This window comes from Natronomonas gomsonensis (genome assembly GCF_024300825.1).
Lineage (GTDB): Archaea > Halobacteriota > Halobacteria > Halobacteriales > Haloarculaceae > Natronomonas > Natronomonas gomsonensis.
Genome location: NZ_CP101323.1, coordinates 1053436 through 1071653 on the forward strand (window position 1 = coordinate 1053436; position 18218 = coordinate 1071653).

The following is an 18218-nucleotide window of genomic DNA, read 5'->3' on the forward strand; positions in this document are numbered from 1 at the left end:
GGGTTCGAACAGTAAGAGTAACGTCGGTCGGCAGTAACACCCCACTATGTCAGGCCCTCCAGCCCGACGACGGTTGTCGATAGTCGGGAGTATCGTCGCACTCACAGCGCTCGCTGTCGCCGTGCCGGTCGCCGCACAGACTCAACCGGGAGTCGATTCCGGAGCCGAACTGGCGTTTTCGTTCCTCACGAACGTCGTCGGCGCCGTCATTGGCACCCTGATTCTCGGCGGCGGACTGATACTGTTGGCCCCGGAGTACACCGAACGGACGACCGACCGAATCGAAAACGAACCCCTCGAAACGTTTCTCTACGGCCTCGGCATCTCGATTGCGGCCGTTGTCGTGATGTTCCTGCTCGCCATCACCATCATCGGCATTCTCGCCGTGATTCCGATGGCCATCGCCCTCGCCATCGTCGGTCAGTTGGGCTACCTCGCGGTCGGCCGGTCGGTGAGCGACGAGTGGGCCGTCGTCCTCCTCGTCGCGCTGGTCGTCGCGGCCGTCGCCGGCGGAGTCCCGATTCTCGGTGGGCTCCTCGGGTTCGTCCTCTCCAGTATGGGCGTTGGCGCCGCGTACTTCGATTACAAGGAAGACGGCGGTACTGGCGGGTCGTCGACCTCGTCCACCTCACCGCCGGGCAGTCGTGGCGGCATCGACACGTCCGGAAGCCACCGCGACAGTGAGAGACAGCAGGAAGTCGACGAGGCGTGGGGAAGCAGTAACGATGAATGGGGCAGCGACGCCGCCGACGATTCCGGGTGGAGCAGCGACGAGACGGACGACTCGGCGTGGGAAAGCGACGAAACCGCCGACGAAAGCCAGTGGGACACCCGCGATGACACCGACACGAGCGACGAACCGAGTTGGAGCGTCGACGAAGAGGACGACACCGACCGCTGACCCGAAGAGGTTTACCGCCGGATAGAAAACCTCGAACGATGCCTGCTCCCTCCACTCGCCGCCGTTTCCTGACCGGAGCGGCCGGGGCGCTCGCGGTCTTGGCCGGCTGTAACGAACAGTCGAGTCCCTCCAGACGGGGGACCGTCACGCCGGTCGACGTTCCCCGGACCGACGAGGAACTACTGCAGGAAGCCGCCAACATCGACGTTCCGTCGGTCCCGAAGGCCGTCATCGTCAGCGAATCCCACCTCCAAGCGGCCATCGACCACATCGAATCGGTGCGTTCGACGGTCAAATCGGTGCTCGCAGACAGCGATATCGAGCCGGAGAATTATGATGGGATTCGATACGGGACGCCGAAATCGATACTCGACGACACCGAACAGCGACTCGAAGACGTTCGTGAGTTGGGACGGACCGAGCAAGCGCTCAGCATCGCCTCGAATACACTCCGGGAACTCAGCCGTCTGCTCGGGGTTTTGCAGGCGGAGACCGGAGCGGCCGACGGTGAGTCACTTCGAAAAGAGATAGAAGCCGAGCGTGATGCCATCGACGCACTCCCCAGTCAGTTCGACTACCGCGTCGCCACCCCCGTCGAACGGTACCTGCCGACGCTGTACACCGCCGAATCGAAGCTAGAAAACCTGACTCAAGGGCCGTTCCCGGCCCGGGCCGAGACGGAGGAGGCGGACGACGAAACGGTTCCGCCGAGTCGAATCGGTGAACTTCGGCTGCACCTCGAACACCTCCGTCGGCAGCGCGATGATGTCGAACGGTTCCACGCGACGGCAACCGACGAGAGTGCGCCCCCGGTTCGCGACGGAATCGACGATGCCTTGACGCAACTGGAGGCAGAAGTCCGCCAGATTGCCGAGGAGTACGGTGCCGAACCCTCCGGACAGCGAGAGGACCTAGGCGAGACAGCCGAAGGGCGAATTCGGGGCGTCCGCCGGTCGGTCGGCGCCCGGAGTCGGCGGTGGACCGAGGGGTTCGAGGAGTTTCGACAGGACGGACGCCGGATGGTGGGATTGCTAGAGGTCACGGAGTGGCTGTTGCTGTTCGAGGGCGTCGACGCCGCGGTCGACCGGACACTCACCCGTCTCGGCCCGGACGACTTCCCCACCGAGTCGGTCGTCACGGAAAAACGTCGAGCGGTCGAAGCGCTCGAGGCGGTAGCCGATGGGACGGCACTCCAGCGGCGGTTCGCCGAGCGTTCCCACGGACTGCTCCGAAGCGCCGACAGCCGCGCGGAGCGGGGCATCGGAAACACCGAGGAGGTCGCGTTCGTCCACCTGCTCTACGTCTCCGCGAAGGAGTGTGCCAATCGGGCGGCGGCTCGAAGCGAGACGGTCAGCGAAGCACTCGGTGGGTGAGAGTGAGCGGCCCGGCGATTACCTCCAAACATACACCAATCTATAAGAATATCTGGCAAGTATTGAACGTCGATGACCGACGGGACTCCCGGGGCGACGCGACGGCGGTTAGCACAGGAACTGGCGGTCGTCGCCGGCTTCGAGGACCCGCGGGCGCCGCTGGAGCAGTACCACACGCCGCCGGATTTGGCGGCTCACATCGTCCACGTCGCTGACTTACAGGGCGACATCGAGGGCGAAACCGTCGTCGACCTCGGCTGTGGGACGGGGATGTTGGCGCTCGGGGCGGCGCTTCGGGGACCGAAGCGCGTCGTCGGCGTCGACATCGACCCGGCACCGCTGTCGACGGCGCTGGAAAACGAGCGCCGCGTCGGCGCGACGGCCGACGTGTCGTGGCTTCGCGCCGACGCCACCGAAGCGCCGCTGTGTCCCGACGAGGGGGTGACCGTGCTGATGAATCCGCCGTTCGGCGCCCAAACCGGCAACGAGGGCGCCGACCGCGCCTTTCTGGAAACCGCTGTCGATATCGCCGCCGTCTCCTACTCCGTCCACAACGCCGGCAGCGAGTCGTTCGTCGAATCCTTCGCCGACGACAACGCCGGCGAGGTGACCCACGCCTTCGCCGCGGAGTTCGACCTCCCGCGACAGTTCGACCACCACGAGGAGTCGACCCGAAGTATCGATACGGAAGTGTTCCGTATCGAGTGGACGTAGCGGGGTAGGTTACCTCGAGCGCTGGGCGATACGGACCCGCGTCTCGCCGCGTTCGACGAAGAGGTCACGCTCGTCGCGTTCGACGGTGAGGCCACCGACGGTCGTCTCCGTTCCGTTTGTGGGGACGGCCGCCCGTCCGAGCGTGTCGTTGTTCCGTGAGACGACGACATCGAACCGCGACTCCACTGGCTGAATAGAGACGTTCCGGCCGCCGATGCGGGCATCGGCCGTGGCTCGTTCGGCCCGGTAGACGACCGACCGCTCGTCAGCCGCGGCGGGTCCGAGACGGACGTTGTACGTCTGGTTGCCACCTGCGAGTCGCCACGTCGTCCGGTTGGCACGAACGTCTTCGTTCCACGTGAGGCCGCCGAGTCGAACCGTCGCCGTCCCGCGAGAAGCGAGTCGGCTCTTCGAGACCTCCTCCCACCAGATGTTTCGATCCTCGGAGACGACGATGACGCCGCTGGCGTTGACCCGGTCCGTCGAGTTACCGCCGGGGAGCGGAACGGCCGGGATGAACTGGTTTTCGACGTCTTCGGCGTAGAAGACGGTGTAGTCGCCGACCTCGGTCGGTTCGGCGTCGTCGATACCGGCGCTGGCGTCGTCGACGGCGAAGAGATTGAGCGGGACGGCGACGAGCGCGAGGGCGAAAAGCGACGCGAGGACGAGACCGTACGCCGCCTCGCGGCGCGAGAGGTCGATGCTGGCTATCAGGTCACGCGTCGAGGCCGCCGCACCGCTTGCGATTAGCGCGGCCAAAAGGAAGACGAGTGCCGTCCCGAGCGCACGGAACAGCCGGAACGTCTCGGAGCCTTCGATGATGTAGACGGCCCACAACCCTCGGTCGACGGCGAAGACGAGCGCGGCGAGCCACAGATGCGTCGGGTTCGGTCGGACGTTCCGGCGATAGCACAGCGCGATAGCCAGCGTGACACCGACGAACAGCCCCAGCGCGTGGCCCTGGATGGCGACGTTGGCCCACCACGGTCGGGAGAACGATTCGGCCGCTGTCTGTTGGAGCGTCGGCGACCGAAGCGAATTGTAAACGAGGGTGACGACGCCGCTGACCAGCACCGCCACGAGCGTCGACAGCGGGTACCGAATCAGCGCGAACCCGACGAAGGCGAAGACGACGCCGGAGAAGCCGATGACAGGGCCGAGGGCGAACAGCGACGTGAGGACGGTCACCGCGAACACGCCACCGGCCCACGCGAGGATGCGGGCGAAGGGGTTCGTCCGGAACGACGAAAACGAAGAGCGGCCGCGCTCTCGGGGGAAGTGACTCCAGGCGTACTCCGCGAGCGTCCCGAAGACGAGCGTTCCGAGCAGATTACCGGTGACGTGACCCAGCCCCGAGTGGGCAAACCCCGCCGTGAGCACCCCGGTCGGATAGAAGTACCCCCACGCGCGAAACGGGATGGTAACCGGATTGTAGGGGTTCGCGAGGCCGTCTTGGACGAACAGATAGAACGCCGCGACGACCGCGACGACGAGGAGCGTTCCCCACGGGACGCCCAACACGAGTCGCTTCCGGGCGAGTCGCCCCCAGCGTCCGCCGGGACGGGCGAGTGCGACGAGCGTCGAAAGCGAGACGAGGATGCCGACCGCGAGCACGACGTACCAGGCGACGGCCGGTGCTGCCATACCCCCAACGAGAAGCGGGGGCGTCAAATAACTCGGCGGTTCGACGGGACGGGACGGGACGGGACTACGGTTCGACGACCAGTTTTCCGAAGGCGTCCCGTTCGAGCATATCGTCGAATGCGTCACCGGTTTCGGAGAGCGTGTAAGTATCGCCGACCGGCGGTTCGAAGGCGCCGTCGGCGAGCAGTTCGACGAGCGTCTCCAACTCCGGTTGGGTGCCCATCGTCGAGCCGACGATGCGGTGGTGGTTGAGGAAGAAGGGCGCGGGCTTGAACTGCGAGGAGCCGGCAGTCCGACCGCAGATGACCATCGTCCCGCCGCGGCGGAGGGCTTCGAGGCCGACCTGCGTGTACTCCCCCGAGAGGTGATTGACCACGGCGTCGACGGGGCCGAGCGAACGGACCTCCCGGGTGAGTTCCTCGGGGTCCGCCGAGTGAATCGTGTGCTCACAGCCGAGGTCACGCAAGCGTTCGAGTTTCCGCTCGGAAGTGGACGTGCCGATTGCCGTTCCGCCGAGGACACCGGTGAGTTGGACGGCAGCGACGCCGACGCCACCGGTCGCACCGGGGACGAACACGAGGTCCGTCGGTCCCACGTCGGCCTCCTGTAGCATGTGCCACGCCGTGAGATAGGCGGTCGGAAGCGCCGCCGCCTCGCGGAATCCGACTGATTCGGGGAGGGGAATCAGGCGACTGGCGTCGACGGCGGCCTGTTCGGCGAGGGCGCCGTGAAACAGCATGAACTGCTCACACAGCGTCTCGGGGCCCTCCCGACAGAACTCACAGGACCCACAGGTCTGGTTCGGACACAGAAGTACGCGGTCGCCCGTCTCCAATCCATGTACGTCGTCGCCGACTTCGCTGACGACGCCCGCGGCGTCGAGGCCGGAGACGAACGGCAGCGCACCCTCCGGAACCATCGCGGAATCACCCTGTAGAATCCAGAGGTCGTGGCGGTTGATAGAGCAGGCACGAACGTCGACGACGGCTTCGTCGGCGGCCGGCGTCGGGTCCGGGCGCTCCTGTAGTTCGACTTCGTCTCCGTCGCCGAAAGCGGTGAACACGGCGGCTTGCATGGACGGGACTGTTCTGCCGAGAGGTTAGGTGTTCGGGATGCGGTGACAGTCGTCACTCCCGAGTCGGCACCGAAAGCCGCCACCCGACCGTCGCCAGTAAGCCGAACCCGAAGGCGTTCAGCGTGCCGTGAAGCGACACCATTCGGGAGATGCTCAACCCCGCGAACCCGCGTCCGGTGAACGCCGTGACCCCGTAGGCGAGCGCCAAGAGCATCGAGACGGGAAGCGCCAGCGCCGACGCCGCGAGCAGGAACCCCTGCAGTCGCGGCCGCGTCGGGGCGACCCGGAGGGCGATGTACCCGCCGAGCACCGCGACCGCGGCAGTGAAAACGCCGACTGCGAGGAGTTCGACGGCCGGGGAAAACGAGATGCCGACGGCGATTATCGCCGGGCCGACCGCGACGACGCCAGCGAGAGGTCGGTACAGGACGCCGTCGGCGTCGGCGACGGCACACCGGCCGACGAGGCCAGCCGTCACCGGAAGGACGAACCCGGCGTAGTGAAAGTGAACCGCCGTGAGGAGGACGATGACTGGCGAAAACCACAGCGTTACGCCGAGGTGATACAGGACGAGGGCGGCCGCACCGACCACGGTGTAGGCCGATCCGGCGTCGATGACCGTCTCCGCGAGCGGCCACGGCCCACGGTCGGCGGTCCGGACGGTGGCGACGAGCGCCAACAGGATGGCAACGACCAACCAAGCCGACGCCATCGCGGCGGCCACGGCGTCGGATTCGACGACGAGCGAACCGGCCAACAGCGCCGCGCCGACCGGCTGACAAACGGCAGCGGCCGCGTACAACTGTCCCGTGAGACCATCGAACGCCGGCGTCGCGGCGAAGTCGATGCCGAGTGGAACCAACACGAGCGGTGCGAGCGCGAGTGCTCGCTCGATGGGGCCAAGACCCAATCCGACGGCGAGGCCGACCCACAGTACCGCGCCGGCTATCGCGCTCAAATCGGTCAACGCGACGCCTCGAACCGACGGAGCGGTTCGATGCCGGGTCATTCCGGCGGGAGCGTCCAGAGGCCACGGGTCGGGCGGAGGTCCGCCGGCACGTCCGTCATTGATTCGCGCTCCTGTGTGAACGACCCGCGATACGACAGCACCTGTCCTGCGAGCGTTTCCACGACCGCGTCGACGTGATAACACTCCTCGGTCTCGTCGTAGCGGTCCCGGACTTCGACCGTCGCCGCCAGCGGTCCCGGCATCGGGAGATAGCGCCCCCGAACGCGGAGCCACTGGCGGCCCCCTTCGACGACGAGTGTGCCGTCCTCGACGCGGGGGTGGAGTTCGGAGACGATGTGGCCGCCCAATCCGAGAAAGTCGAGGAGTCGCCCGGCATCTTCGTCCCAGACGGTCAGTGAATCGAACCGTCGGCGTGTCGATTCGAACTCGAACTCACGACGGGTCGTCATTACCTCGTGGCCGGCCTCGTCGCGATAGGCGACGGTCGTCACCGAGAAGGGAACGTCGTCGCCGGATTCGGGAAAGAGGAGGTTCCGGGTCGGCATGGCGTACAACACCGGGAGGAACTGAACACCGCGACGGATGTCCATCTCGCCGCGACCGACAGTTGCGAACCCGTCTTCGGGGCCGATGCTGTAGCGTTGTCGCACCTTCGGGTGGAGGTCCTCGGCCTCGGAACCGAGGGCGTGTTCGTAAACACCAGTCATTGGTTCGCGGTCGTGAGTCGCCGAGGGAGAGCAGGCGGTTCGAGGCGTCGGGAGTGAGTCGATGGAGATACGTCCATAGTGGCCCTTCGCGCGGCCACGTCAAGAGGATTCCCCGAAGTCGGTGGCTTAGAGTTCCATCTCGCCGTCGATTATCATCTGGGCCTGTTCGGCGAGTGCGGGGACGCCCTCGCGCATCTTCGGATACATCGGGTCGTCGGAGTTGCCCTCCAGATACCGCCGGAAGAACATCTCTCCGAGGCCGGCGAGTTTGTAGACGGCGAGCACCCAGTAGAACTTCCAGTTATCGAACTCGAAGCCGGTCTTCCGCTCGTAGCGCTCGACGAGGTCACGGCGGGTTGGGTAGCCCTCGTTGGTCATGAACGTCGAGGCCAGCGTCGGCGTGGGCGGTTCGGGGTCTTTCTCCTCGCGCCAATACGAGAGCATCCATCCGAGGTCGGTGAAGGGGTCCCCGAGCGTCGACATCTCCCAGTCGAAGATGGCGGCGATTTCGGGATCGTCCGAGGGCGCGAACATCACGTTGTCGAGTTTGTAGTCGCCGTGGACGAGCGTCGATGGGTACTCGTCGTCGTCGGGGGCGTTCTCGGTGAGCCACGACATCACGTCGTACAGCGTCTCGACTTCGCGTTCCTCGGCGGTGACCTCGAAGGCCCACGTCAACTGCTCGGACCACCGACGGACCTGCCGTTCGGTAAAGCCCGGCGGATAGCCGAAGTCGCCGTGTTCGAGGCCGACCGATTCGTAATCGACCTCGTGAATCTCGACGAGTCGGTCGACGAGTTCGTGGCCGATGGCTTCCCGTGCCTCGGGGTTGGCGAAACGCTCCGGTTCGGTGTCCCGGAGCACGTCACCTTCGGCCTTCTCCATCCCGTAGAAGTCACACCCGAGAATCGAGTGGTCGTCGGTGGCGAACACCGTCGTCGGGACCCGAACCTCGGTGTCTTGGAGGGCGTCGATGACGCGATACTCTCTGAGTACGTCGTGGGCGTTCTCGGCGATGTCGCCCGGCGGCGGCCGACGGATGACGAGTTCCTGCTCGCCCCACGTGACGAACAGCGTCTCGTTGGAGTGGCCCTCTTGGTGGTGGGAGACCTCGAAGGTTTCGGCGGGACCGAGTTCCGATTCGAGGTACGCCTTCAGTTTCTCCCGGTCGACGATGCGGTCGAAGTAGTCGGAGCTAGTGTCCGTCACCGTCCGACACCCTCCGAATTCGCTAACATTGTAAGGAGTTGTGTGCGACCCTGCCCCAAATAACTGCCGCCGTCGCGACGACAACGGGTCCGAAGTTCGCCGGTTCTTTTACAATGTTGTGCCCTAAACGCTCCGCCATGGAGTACCACGACTCCCCGGAAGCGAAGGAACTCGCCGAGCGCGCACGCGAGTTCGTCGACGATGTCGTCATCCCGACCGAACGCGAACACCTCGGCGGTGGACCGGTCGGCGAGGAGGTCATCGAGGACCTCCGGGCGGAGGCCCGCGAGCGGGACATCTACTGTCCACAAATTGACGAGGAACACGGCGGAATGGGGTATGACCTCGCCGACGTGTTGCCGCTGTTCGAGGAAGCCGGTCGCTCGCTTCTGGGCGCTTCCGCGATGCGCGTCGACGCGCCCGACGAGGGGAACATGCACACTATCGAACTGGTCGGCACCGAGGCCCAGAAAGAGGAGTGGCTCGAGCCGCTTGTCGCCGGCGACATCCGGTCGGCCTTCGGGATGACCGAACCCCGGGCCGGCGCCGGCTCGGACCCCAAGATGCTCAAGACCACCGCCGAAAAGGACGGCGACGAGTGGGTCATCAACGGCCACAAGTGGTGGACGACGCAGGGCAGTCACGCCGACGTCATCCTCGTGATGGCCGTCACCGACCCCGACGTCCACCCCTACAAGGGCGCCTCCATCATCCTCGTCCCCACCGACGCCGACGGCGTCGATTTCGTCCGCGACATCCCGCATCTCGGACCCGACCTTGATGGCCACGGCCACGCCGAATTCGAGTTCAACGACGTGCGGGTTCCCGAGGAGAACCTGCTCGGACAGGAGAACATGGGCTTTGCCATCGCCCAACAGCGTCTCGGCCCCGCCCGCCTCACTCACTGCATGCGCTTCTCGGGGATGGCGACGCGGGCGCTCACCATCGCGAAGGCGTACATGAGCGAACGGGAGGCCTTCGGTTCGTCGCTGTCCGACAAGCAGTCGCTGCGCTACGACATCGCCGACAAGGAGACGGAACTCCACGCGGCCCGGACGATGGTCCGCCACGCCGCCGAGGAAATCGCCCGCGGCGAAGAGGCCCGCATCCCCGTCTCGATGTCGAAAGTGTTCACCGCGAACGTCGCCCAGGAGACAATCGACCTCGCGATTCAATGCTGTGGCGGCGCCGGCATCTCCCGTGACCTCCCGCTTGCGGACTTCTACGAGGGCGTTCGGGCCTTCCGTATCGTCGACGGCGCCGACGAGGTCCACCAGCGCGTTATCGCCCGCGACGCCTTCGAGGGCGCCGAGGAGAACGCCCACGAACTGGAGCGGACGCCCACGTTCTAAAACCACTTTTTGCACGCTCCGGCGGTCGCGCGCCGCTCGGCGCGCGACACGCCTCCGCGGCAAAAACTTGGGGAAAATATGCGCGAGAGCCTCCAGTCGCGCGCCTTCGGCGCGCGGTAGTCGGCTCTCGCTACGGCGACTCACTTCGTTCGTCGCCGCGAACCGCGCTCGCTTCGCTCGCACGGACACTCAGAAAAAAGAAAACATCAGAAGCATCCACGAGCGTTTTAAGCCCGAAACAAATTATTTGGCTATCATCCGCCTCGGGGGCGTCCGTCAGGTCGCCCCCGAGGCGGTTCTCCGAGCGCGAACGGAGTGAGCGCTCGGTAGCGCGCGCGGACTGGCGCGAGCGAAGCGAGCGGAAGGAGCACGCGCTATTTTTCCCCAAGTTTTTGCCGCGAGGCGCGGCTCCGCCGCGCCGAGCGTGCAAAAAGTGGGTTAGAAGGAGAAAAGGTCGATACCGCCGGTGACGCCGATGACCTGTCCGGTGATGTAGTTGGATTGCTCCGAGGAGAGGTAGGCGACGAGGTTCGAGACGTCCTCTTCCTTGCCGAGTTTCCGCATCGGGGTTGCCTTGGCGATGCGGGCGAAGTGCTCGTCGACCTGTTCGAGTTGGTCGATGGGGAGGTCCGCGAGTTGGCCAACGACGATGCTGGGGGCAATGATGTTCGAGGTGACGCCGTGTTGGGCACCTTCGAGTGCGAGCGTCTTGCCGAAGCCGATGAGCGCCGCCTTCGTCGCCGAGTAGGAGAGCTGGCCGAAGCCGCCCTGCCAACCGGCCATCGAGGACATCGAGATGATGCGACCGAAGCCGCGTTCCTTCATCCCGGGATAGACGGCCTGTGTGATGTTGTAGGCGCCGGTGAGGTTGACGGCGATGTCACGGTCCCAGATTTCGTCGTCGAAGTCCTCGACCTTGTCGCGGGCGTCGACCATCCCGGCGTTGTTGACGAGGATGTCGATGCCGCCGGTCTCCTCTTCGAGGGCGGCGACGGTGTTGGCGACGTCCTCTCGGTCGGTGAGGTCACACTCGACGGCGTGGGCGGTGCCGTCGTAGTCCTCCTCGATTTCGTCGGCGATGTTTTCGGCGGCTTCGTAGTTCACGTCGAGGACGACCACTTCGGCGCCCTCCTCGGCGAGTACGCGGCAGTCTTCGCTTCCGATACGTCCGGCACCGCCAGTGACGAGAGCGGTTTTGTCGTCGAGTCCTAGGTCCATTGCAACACAGGTGTCTCCGGGTTTCGCTATAAGGATTTGGACGGTGATACGAGGGGCGTTTAGTAGGGGACGTGTGAACGGGCGACGAACGCCTCAGTCCGAGACGCCGACGACCGCGAGTAACTCCCGGAGGGCTTCGAGTTCGTGGTCGGCTTTCGGGCCCCAGCCTTCCTCGCCGTAGCCGGCTGCGGCGATTCCGAGCGCCGACGCGCCGGCAACGTCGTGAGAGTGGCGGTCCCCGACCATTACCGTTCGTTCGGGGTCGGATTGGATTGCTCCGAGGGCATCACGGAACATTCGCTCGTCGGGTTTCGTGTAGCCGACGGCTTCGGAGGTGGTGACGTGGGCGAAACACTCGTGGATGCCGAACGAGTCGAGCATGTTCTCGGCTTCGTGGGTGTCGATATCGGAGACGATGGCCTGCTCGATGCCGGCGTCGGCCAGCGTCTCGATGGTCTCGATTGCACCGTCTTCGGCGCGCAGCGTCGCCGCGGTACAGCGGTCGAAGGTTGCTCGCCACCCCTCCGGTGGGTCGCCGTCGAACAGCGCGGCCGTCGCCTTCCGGTATCCCTCCTTTGCGGTTCGGTATTCGGTTCCCTCCCGGCCACGGAAGTGCTCGCCGAGGACGGATTTCCAGTCGTCGAGGGCCGTCTCGGGGTCGAGGCCGTGTGTATCGGCGAGTTCGGCGACGAAGGCTGCGTACCCCTCCCGGACCGATGCGAGTTCGACGATGACGCCGCCGATATCCCAGAAGACGGTGTCGTAGCGGTGGCCGTCGCTCACGGTTCGTAGTGCCGAACGCCGTCGCGCAGTTCGCTGTCGAGTTCGCCGGTCGCATCGAGGTGGGCGAGCGCACTCATCGTCTCTGGGATGAGGTACTTCACGTCGCGGTCACCGGCGATGGCCATCGCGACGCCCGGGACGGTGGAGTAGCCGTCGGCGACGAGGTCGCTGACGCGTTCGAGACGATTGTCGAGGCTGCCGCGGTCGCGTTCGACGGCGCCGGCGAGGTCGGTGTGGACGGCGCCGTGGCCGGGGTAGACGCGGTCGACATCGAGTTCGGCGAGGCGGTCGAGGGCGGTGTAGAAGGCGTCAAAGGCTTCGACGTGGCCGTCATCGAGGCCGTCGTGCATGACGACTGGGCGGAACGGCTGGATTCCCATGTCGCCGCCGAGAAGCACCGACTCGCCGTCGATTTCGGCGGGATAGCTCAGGTGGTCGGCCTGATGGCCGGGGACGTGGACGGCGCCGACTTCGATGTCGCCGATTTCGGTTCGGTCGCCGGGCGCTATCCACACGTCGACTGCCGCCGGTGGGAGGAGTTCTCGGTTTCGCTCCAGTGACTCGACGGCCATGTCGACGGCCATCTCCAGTTGTTCCTCGGGGAATCCGGCCTCAGTGCAGTTCTCGCGGACGCGGGCTTCGAGGGCGCCGAGGTCGCGGTCGAAACGTTCTTCGACGCTCGCGGGCGCGTAGACGGTCGGGTCGCCCTCCTCAAGCACTGCCGGGACGAGACCGATGTGGTCGACGTGAGGGTGGGTGATGAGGACGTGTTCGATATCGCCCGGCTCGTATCCCAACTCGGCGAGCTGTGAGCGAAACGCCGCTTCGTGGTCCGGGAGCGCGGCGTCGACGAGAATCGGCTCCGACCCCTCGATGAGGTAGCAGGCGACGTGGCCCGGTGGCCAGTCCACGTCGAACTCCAGTCGGCGGACGCTCCCCTGTTTGCTCCGTGTTTCCATTCAGCGGTAGAATGCGACCGTTCGGTATAAGAGTTTGTTTTGGTACGTCGGTAGTGTACCTTCCATTGTTCAATATACGGCGGCCGGACTTACCTTTATTAACGCTCCCTCGAAACGGGTCAGGCGTCACATGACAGCAGCCAACCGTTGCACCCCCGCGGTGCGTGAGTATCAATGTTAGAGCAGTTCAGCGTCGACGGCAACACGGCAGTCATCACCGGGTCGAGTCAGGGTATCGGTGCCGTCACCGCAAAGCGATTCGCCGACGACGGCGCGAACGTCGTCGTCACCTCCCGGACACAGGAGAAAATCGACGAGGTCGCCGCCGAAATCAACGACAGCGACCGGCCCGGCGAGGCCATCGCCGTCGAGTGTGACGTTCGCGACCGCGACAGCGTCGAGGCACTCATCGAGGCCACCGTCGAGGAGTTCGGCGCCGTCGACTGCATGGTGAACAACGCTGGAGCCTCCTTCATGGCCGGCTTCGACGACATCTCCGAGAACGGCTGGAAGACCATCGTCGATATCAACCTCCACGGTACTTTCCACGGCGCACAGGTCGCCGGCCAGCAGATGCAACAACAGGAGTCGGGAGGAACCATCATCAACTTCGCGAGCGTCGCGGGGACGATGGGCTCTCAGTACATGAGCCACTACGGCGCCGCCAAGGCCGCCGTCGTCAACCTCACCACGTCGCTGTCGGCGAACTACGCCGACCACGACATCCGGGTCAACTGCATCGCCCCCGGCCTCGTCGGCACGGCAGGAGTCGCCTCCCAGATGGGTCTCGACCCCGCCGACGTCGACCGCAGCGACATCGCCAAGGAGATGGGCCTACCCGAGGAGATAGCCGACATCGTCCAGTTCCTCGCCAGCGACGCCTCCTCCTACATCGTCGGCGAAACCATTACGGCACAGGGCGTCCCGCCGTTAGAGGACTCCCAACTGTGATTCCCCAATGACCGAACGCGACGTGTTCCTCCCGGTCGCCGCACAGCCGAGCGTCGACGCGCTCGTCGAACAGGCCCAACTCGGCGAGGAGTTGGGCTACGACACCGCGTGGCTCCCCGAGACGTGGGGGCGCGACGCCGTGACGACGCTGACCTGTATCGCCCGCGAAACCGAGACCGTCGACATCGGCACCTCGATTATGCCGGTGTACTCCCGTTCGCCAGCGCTCATCGGACAGAGCGCGGCGACGCTACAGGAAGTCTCGGAGGGTCGATTCCGACTCGGTCTCGGTCCCTCCGGCCCCATCGTCATCGAGAACTGGCACGGCGCGGAGTTCGGCAATCCCCTGCGTCGGACGCGGGAGACCGTCGACATCGTCAAGCAGGTCCTCTCCGGCGAGGAAGTCGAGTACGACGGGGAGTACTTCGACCTTGAAGGCTTCCGGCTGCGGTGTGAAGCCCCCGACCCAGTTCCGCCCGTCGAGACCGCCGGGATGGGTCCGAAGGCGGTCGAACTCGCTGGCCGGTTCGCCGACGGCTGGCACGCACTGATGTTGACGCGGGATGGCCTCCGAGAGCGACTGGAGGACTTCGAACGCGGGTCGGAGATGGGTGACCGCGACCGCTCCGAACAGCGCGTCACGCTGTCGTTGACCTGCTGTGCCCTGGAGGACGAAGCGGAGGCGAAACGGCTCGCCAAACAGCACGCCGTCTTCTATCTCGGCGGCATGGGAACGTACTACCGCGACAACCTCGCCCGACAGGGCCACGAGGAAGTCGCCCACGCAATCTACGACAACTACCAGGACGGCGACAGAGAGGCCGCGATGGCAGCACTGCCCGACGACCTCTTAGAGCAGTTGGTCGTCTGGGGCACTCCCGAGGGGGCCCGCGAACACTTCGAGCGATTCACCGACGTCGAGGGCGTCGAAGCCGTCTCGGTGTCGTTCCCCCGGGCGGCGGACCTCGAACAAATCGACTCGACGATGCGGGCGCTACAGCCGCGTTGACGACTGCCCCGTTCGGCTTTTCCTTACCGCTGTTTCCCATATCGCTCCAGAGCCTACCATTGTTCTCCAGTGAGGCCATCGGACCCAGAACTGTTAGGAACTTTTTGATAGTTGAAGATTCACGCGGGGTTCTTAACCCCGGGGTCGTTTTGCGACTGTATGGCAGACCAAAAGCCACGACAATCGACACGTCGACGTTTTCTCGCAACGACCGGGCTCAGCGCCGGAGCGTTCGCCCTCGCCGGGTGTACCGGTGGAAACGGAGGAAACGGCGGCAACGGTGGTAACGGCGGCAACGGCAGCAACGACGGGCCTGCGCCCGGCTCTGACGGCAACCTCGTGATGACGACGTCGGGGTCGAGTACGACCGCCTACGCCGCGAGTCAGGGCCTCTCGGCCGCCGTCGAGGAACACAGCGACTCCGTCAGCATCGACGCCCGCCCCAGCAACGGGACCGACGCCAACGTCGCCCGACTCGATCGAGAGGAGAGCGACATCGCCTACATCCAGAACTGGACGGCCGCGCGACTCCGACAGGGAGAAGCGCCGTTCGACGACCTGAACTACGACCCCGTACAGGTGTTCCACCTGTACAACCTTCCGTGGATTTTCGCCACGGCCAACGCCGACTGGACCTCGGTGACCGACATCGAATCCGACAGTCGCGTCGTCCCGACACCGCGCGGTTCCGGGACCGCCCCGGCGCTGGAGCACGGCCTCGAGTACGCCGTCGACGACTACGAGCGCGTCAGCGTCGGCTACGGTGAGTTGGGCGGTGCGTTCAGCGAGGGCCGCATCGACGCCGCCGCGATTACCATCCTCAACGGCGACATCGAGCCCGGCTGGGTCCAGGAGATGAAAGGCAGCGTCGACCTCCGACTGCTCGATTGGCCCGAGGATGCTGTCCAGTCGATGCGCGACGACGACAGCCTGCTGGTTCAGGACGTGGACATGACTTCCTTCGAGGGCTACGACTACGCCTCCGACAGCATCCCCTCGATTACGTTCGCCTACAACTTCATCAGCCGACACGACCTCGATTACGACGCCGTCTACTCGCTGCTGGAGACGCTGTACGAGAACCGCGAGGGGCTCTCGGAGTTCAACGCCCTGCTGGGCTATCACGAGGAACCGGAGTACTGGGTCAGCGACATGTACGAGGGTATCCCGTTCCACCCGGCCGCCGCCGACTTCTACCAGGAAATCGGCGTCTGGCGAGACGAGTTCGAGCGGTACGAGGAGTAGGCCATGGAGCGTGAGGCTCCACTCGGCGTCCGTGAGCGACTCGACCGACCGCCGGTCGAGTTGGGGCTGCGGAGCATCATCTACGCCTTCGCCGTCTTCCTGACGCTGTACACCATCTACTACGCCTACACCCTGTTTTGGGTTCGCGTTCGCTTCGCGAACATCTTCCTCGGGGTCGGCGTCGCGCTGTTTTACCTCGTCCAACTGCTGGAGAAACACGTCGCCGAACGGGACGTAGACGACCTCGAAGCCGAAACCGCCGACGAAGGGTCCTCGTTGTCCGACTACAGACTGTGGGAGGTCGCTGACGTTGTCATGCTTCTCGCCGGTGCCGTCGTGGCACTCGCTGTGGCGGGGTACGTCGAACTCCACTTCGCACGACTGCTGGAGGACGCACCCATCTTCGGCTGGACGACGACCGACTACTACGTCGGCGTCGCCGCGATGTTGCTCGTCACCGACGCGACGCGGCGGGCCTACGGCAACGTCATCGCTGGCGTCGTCGTCGCCGGCATCGCCTACGCCTTCGTCGGTCCCTACCTGCCGGGCGTGCTGTATCACACCGGCATGGACTGGCAGCAGGTCGCCCGCAACGGCGCCATCGGTCTCTCAGGCGTCTACGGATTCATCCTCGAAGTGGGGACCACCGCAGTCGCCATCTTCCTGATGTTCGCCGGCATGGCGAAAGCCTACGGCCTGATGGACCTCGTGTTGAACCTCAGCCGCGAGGTGCGGAACGTTCTCGAAACCGGCGTCGTCCAAGTCGCCGTCGTCGGCAGCATGATAATGGGTTCCATCACGGGCAGCGCCGCGGCCAACACCGCGACGACCGGGAGCTTCACGATTCCGATGATAAAAGATCAGGGCGTCCGCGAGGACTTCGCGTGTGCCATCGAGTCGGTGGCCTCCAGCGGTGGCCAGATGCTGCCGCCGATTATGGGCGTCGCCGCCTTCCTGATGGCCGACATCCTCGGTATCCCCTACCTCGAAGTCGTCAAAGCCGGACTGTTCCCGGCGCTTTTGTTCTACTTCAGCGTCGGCGCCGCGGTTCATCTCATCATCCACAAGTTCGACTGGACGACCGACGCCGAGGGAACCTTCGACAAGAGCATCCTGCTGGACGGCATCCACTACGTCATCCCGCTTGGCATCCTGTTGTACACGCTCGTCGTGTTGCGGTTCTCGCCGCTGAGCGCGGGGTTCTACACCATCGTCGCGCTCGTTCCCTCGGCGCTTCTCAAGCGACTCATCGACGCCTACCGCGAGGACGATTCCCCGGCCGAGGTCGCGGTCGATTTTACCGTCACGACCTTCGACGGTCTCCGACAGGGTGCCGTCGACATGGCACCGCTGGTCGGCATCCTCGCCTCGCTCGGCATCGTCATCACGATGGTCGAACAGACCGGCCTCGGCGCTCGTATCAGTTTCCGGATGCTCGCGTTAGCCGGCGGGGTTCTCGTCGTCCTCCTGCTGTTGGCGATGGCGACGAGCATCCTCTTCGGACTGGGGATGCCGACACCCGCCGCCTACATCGTCGTGGCAGCACTCGTCGCGCCGGCACTGACCACGAGCGAGACGTTCACCATCCAACCGCTGACCGCACACATGTTCGTGTTCTACTTCGCGATGCTGTCGGCGATTACGCCGCCGGTGGCTGTCGCAGTCGCCGTCGGGGCCCGCATCGCCGACTCGGACTTCCTGCAGTCGTGTAAGCAGGCGCTCCGCATCGGTGCCCCCGGGTTCGTCATCCCCTTCGCGTTCGTCGCCAACGACGGCATCATCATCTGGTCGTCGACCACGCCTATCGACCTGTTCGTCGTGTTGGCCGGCACCGTCGCCGTCGTCGTCGCGACGGTCGGCTACGACGGAGCGAGCGACCTCGGGTGGCCACACCGCATCGTCTACCTCGCCATCGCCGGCGGGGCGATGTTCGGCCCACGGATGGTGCAGGTCGGCACGGCCGGACTGCTCGTCCTCACGCTTGCACTCGCGAACACCGGTCGAATGCCGGCCGTCGTCACCCCCTCTCGACAATGACACGAACCACCCACGAACCCACTAAAAGCGGCCGACTTCCGACGGAATCAACTATTTACCGACGGCCGCGA

Annotated in this window: 16 protein-coding genes; 8 read left to right on the forward strand and 8 right to left on the reverse strand. The window is 65.2% G+C overall.

Annotated elements, in window-relative coordinates; translation table 11 throughout:
- The first annotated feature begins 46 nt into the window (after positions 1-46).
- The 3 genes from NMP98_RS05915 (at position 47) to NMP98_RS05925 (ending at position 2988) form a co-directional block, all read left to right on the forward strand.
- Positions 47-901 carry a DUF8173 domain-containing protein gene (locus NMP98_RS05915; protein WP_254860609.1) on the forward strand — a complete coding sequence of 285 codons (855 nt, stop codon included), beginning with the start codon at positions 47-49 and terminating at the stop codon, positions 899-901.
- 38 nt (positions 902-939) lie between these two features.
- Entirely contained in the window at positions 940-2274 is a 1335-nt protein-coding gene (locus tag NMP98_RS05920) for a hypothetical protein (protein WP_254860610.1), read from the forward strand.
- Between the two features lie 72 nt (positions 2275-2346).
- Positions 2347-2988 (forward strand): METTL5 family protein, encoded by a 642-nt coding sequence (locus NMP98_RS05925; RefSeq protein ID WP_254860611.1) that lies wholly within the window; start codon positions 2347-2349, stop codon positions 2986-2988.
- Positions 2989-2997: 9 nt separating this feature from the next.
- Here the strand turns inward: NMP98_RS05925 and NMP98_RS05930 are convergent, their stop codons facing one another.
- The 5 genes from NMP98_RS05930 to NMP98_RS05950 all read right to left on the reverse strand — a co-directional run bounded on the left by NMP98_RS05930 (position 2998) and on the right by NMP98_RS05950 (position 8593).
- Positions 2998-4632 (reverse strand): rhomboid family intramembrane serine protease, encoded by a 1635-nt coding sequence (locus NMP98_RS05930; protein ID WP_254860612.1) that lies wholly within the window; start codon positions 4630-4632, stop codon positions 2998-3000.
- Positions 4633-4696: 64 nt separating this feature from the next.
- Positions 4697-5707, reverse strand: coding sequence for an alcohol dehydrogenase catalytic domain-containing protein (locus NMP98_RS05935; RefSeq protein WP_254860613.1), 1011 nt, complete (start codon positions 5705-5707; stop codon positions 4697-4699).
- Positions 5708-5759: 52 nt separating this feature from the next.
- Positions 5760-6716, reverse strand: coding sequence for a YndJ family protein (locus tag NMP98_RS05940; RefSeq protein WP_254860614.1), 957 nt, complete (start codon positions 6714-6716; stop codon positions 5760-5762).
- Entirely contained in the window at positions 6713-7384 is a 672-nt protein-coding gene (locus NMP98_RS05945) for a DUF4166 domain-containing protein (RefSeq protein ID WP_254860615.1), read from the reverse strand. The genes NMP98_RS05940 and NMP98_RS05945 overlap by 4 nt, the downstream gene beginning before the upstream one ends.
- Before the next feature lie 126 nt (positions 7385-7510).
- Positions 7511-8593 carry a phosphotransferase family protein gene (locus tag NMP98_RS05950; protein WP_254860616.1) on the reverse strand — a complete coding sequence of 361 codons (1083 nt, stop codon included), beginning with the start codon at positions 8591-8593 and terminating at the stop codon, positions 7511-7513.
- Positions 8594-8730: 137 nt separating this feature from the next.
- On the opposite strand from NMP98_RS05950, the gene NMP98_RS05955 reads away from it, so the two are divergent.
- Positions 8731-9945, forward strand: a complete 1215-nt coding sequence (locus NMP98_RS05955) for an acyl-CoA dehydrogenase family protein (RefSeq protein ID WP_254860617.1) — start codon at positions 8731-8733, stop codon at positions 9943-9945.
- 438 nt (positions 9946-10383) lie between these two features.
- On the opposite strand, the gene NMP98_RS05960 is transcribed toward NMP98_RS05955, so the two are convergent.
- The 3 genes from NMP98_RS05960 to NMP98_RS05970 form a co-directional block, all read right to left on the reverse strand.
- The gene (locus NMP98_RS05960) at positions 10384-11163 is read right to left on the reverse strand and encodes an SDR family NAD(P)-dependent oxidoreductase (RefSeq protein ID WP_254860618.1); all 780 of its coding nucleotides are present in this window, start codon (positions 11161-11163) and stop codon (positions 10384-10386) included.
- Positions 11164-11256: 93 nt separating this feature from the next.
- Positions 11257-11946: an HAD family hydrolase gene (locus NMP98_RS05965; protein ID WP_254860619.1), complete on the reverse strand. Its 690-nt coding sequence runs from the start codon at positions 11944-11946 to the stop codon at positions 11257-11259.
- Complete coding sequence (locus NMP98_RS05970; protein ID WP_254860620.1) at positions 11943-12905, reverse strand: MBL fold metallo-hydrolase; 963 nt, start codon at positions 12903-12905, stop codon at positions 11943-11945. Before NMP98_RS05970 ends, NMP98_RS05965 begins: the two co-directional genes overlap by 4 nt.
- A 174-nt stretch (positions 12906-13079) precedes the next feature.
- On the opposite strand from NMP98_RS05970, the gene NMP98_RS05975 reads away from it, so the two are divergent.
- From NMP98_RS05975 to NMP98_RS05990, 4 genes are all read left to right on the forward strand, one after another.
- A complete protein-coding gene (locus tag NMP98_RS05975) occupies positions 13080-13856 on the forward strand; it encodes an SDR family NAD(P)-dependent oxidoreductase (protein ID WP_254860621.1) in 777 nt (258 codons plus the stop codon).
- A gap of 7 nt (positions 13857-13863) precedes the next feature.
- Positions 13864-14865 (forward strand): TIGR04024 family LLM class F420-dependent oxidoreductase, encoded by a 1002-nt coding sequence (locus tag NMP98_RS05980; protein WP_254860622.1) that lies wholly within the window; start codon positions 13864-13866, stop codon positions 14863-14865.
- A gap of 159 nt (positions 14866-15024) precedes the next feature.
- Positions 15025-16110: a TAXI family TRAP transporter solute-binding subunit gene (locus tag NMP98_RS05985; protein ID WP_254860623.1), complete on the forward strand. Its 1086-nt coding sequence runs from the start codon at positions 15025-15027 to the stop codon at positions 16108-16110.
- A gap of 3 nt (positions 16111-16113) precedes the next feature.
- Positions 16114-18147, forward strand: coding sequence for a TRAP transporter permease (locus tag NMP98_RS05990; protein ID WP_254860624.1), 2034 nt, complete (start codon positions 16114-16116; stop codon positions 18145-18147).
- The last annotated feature ends 71 nt before the right edge of the window (positions 18148-18218 follow it).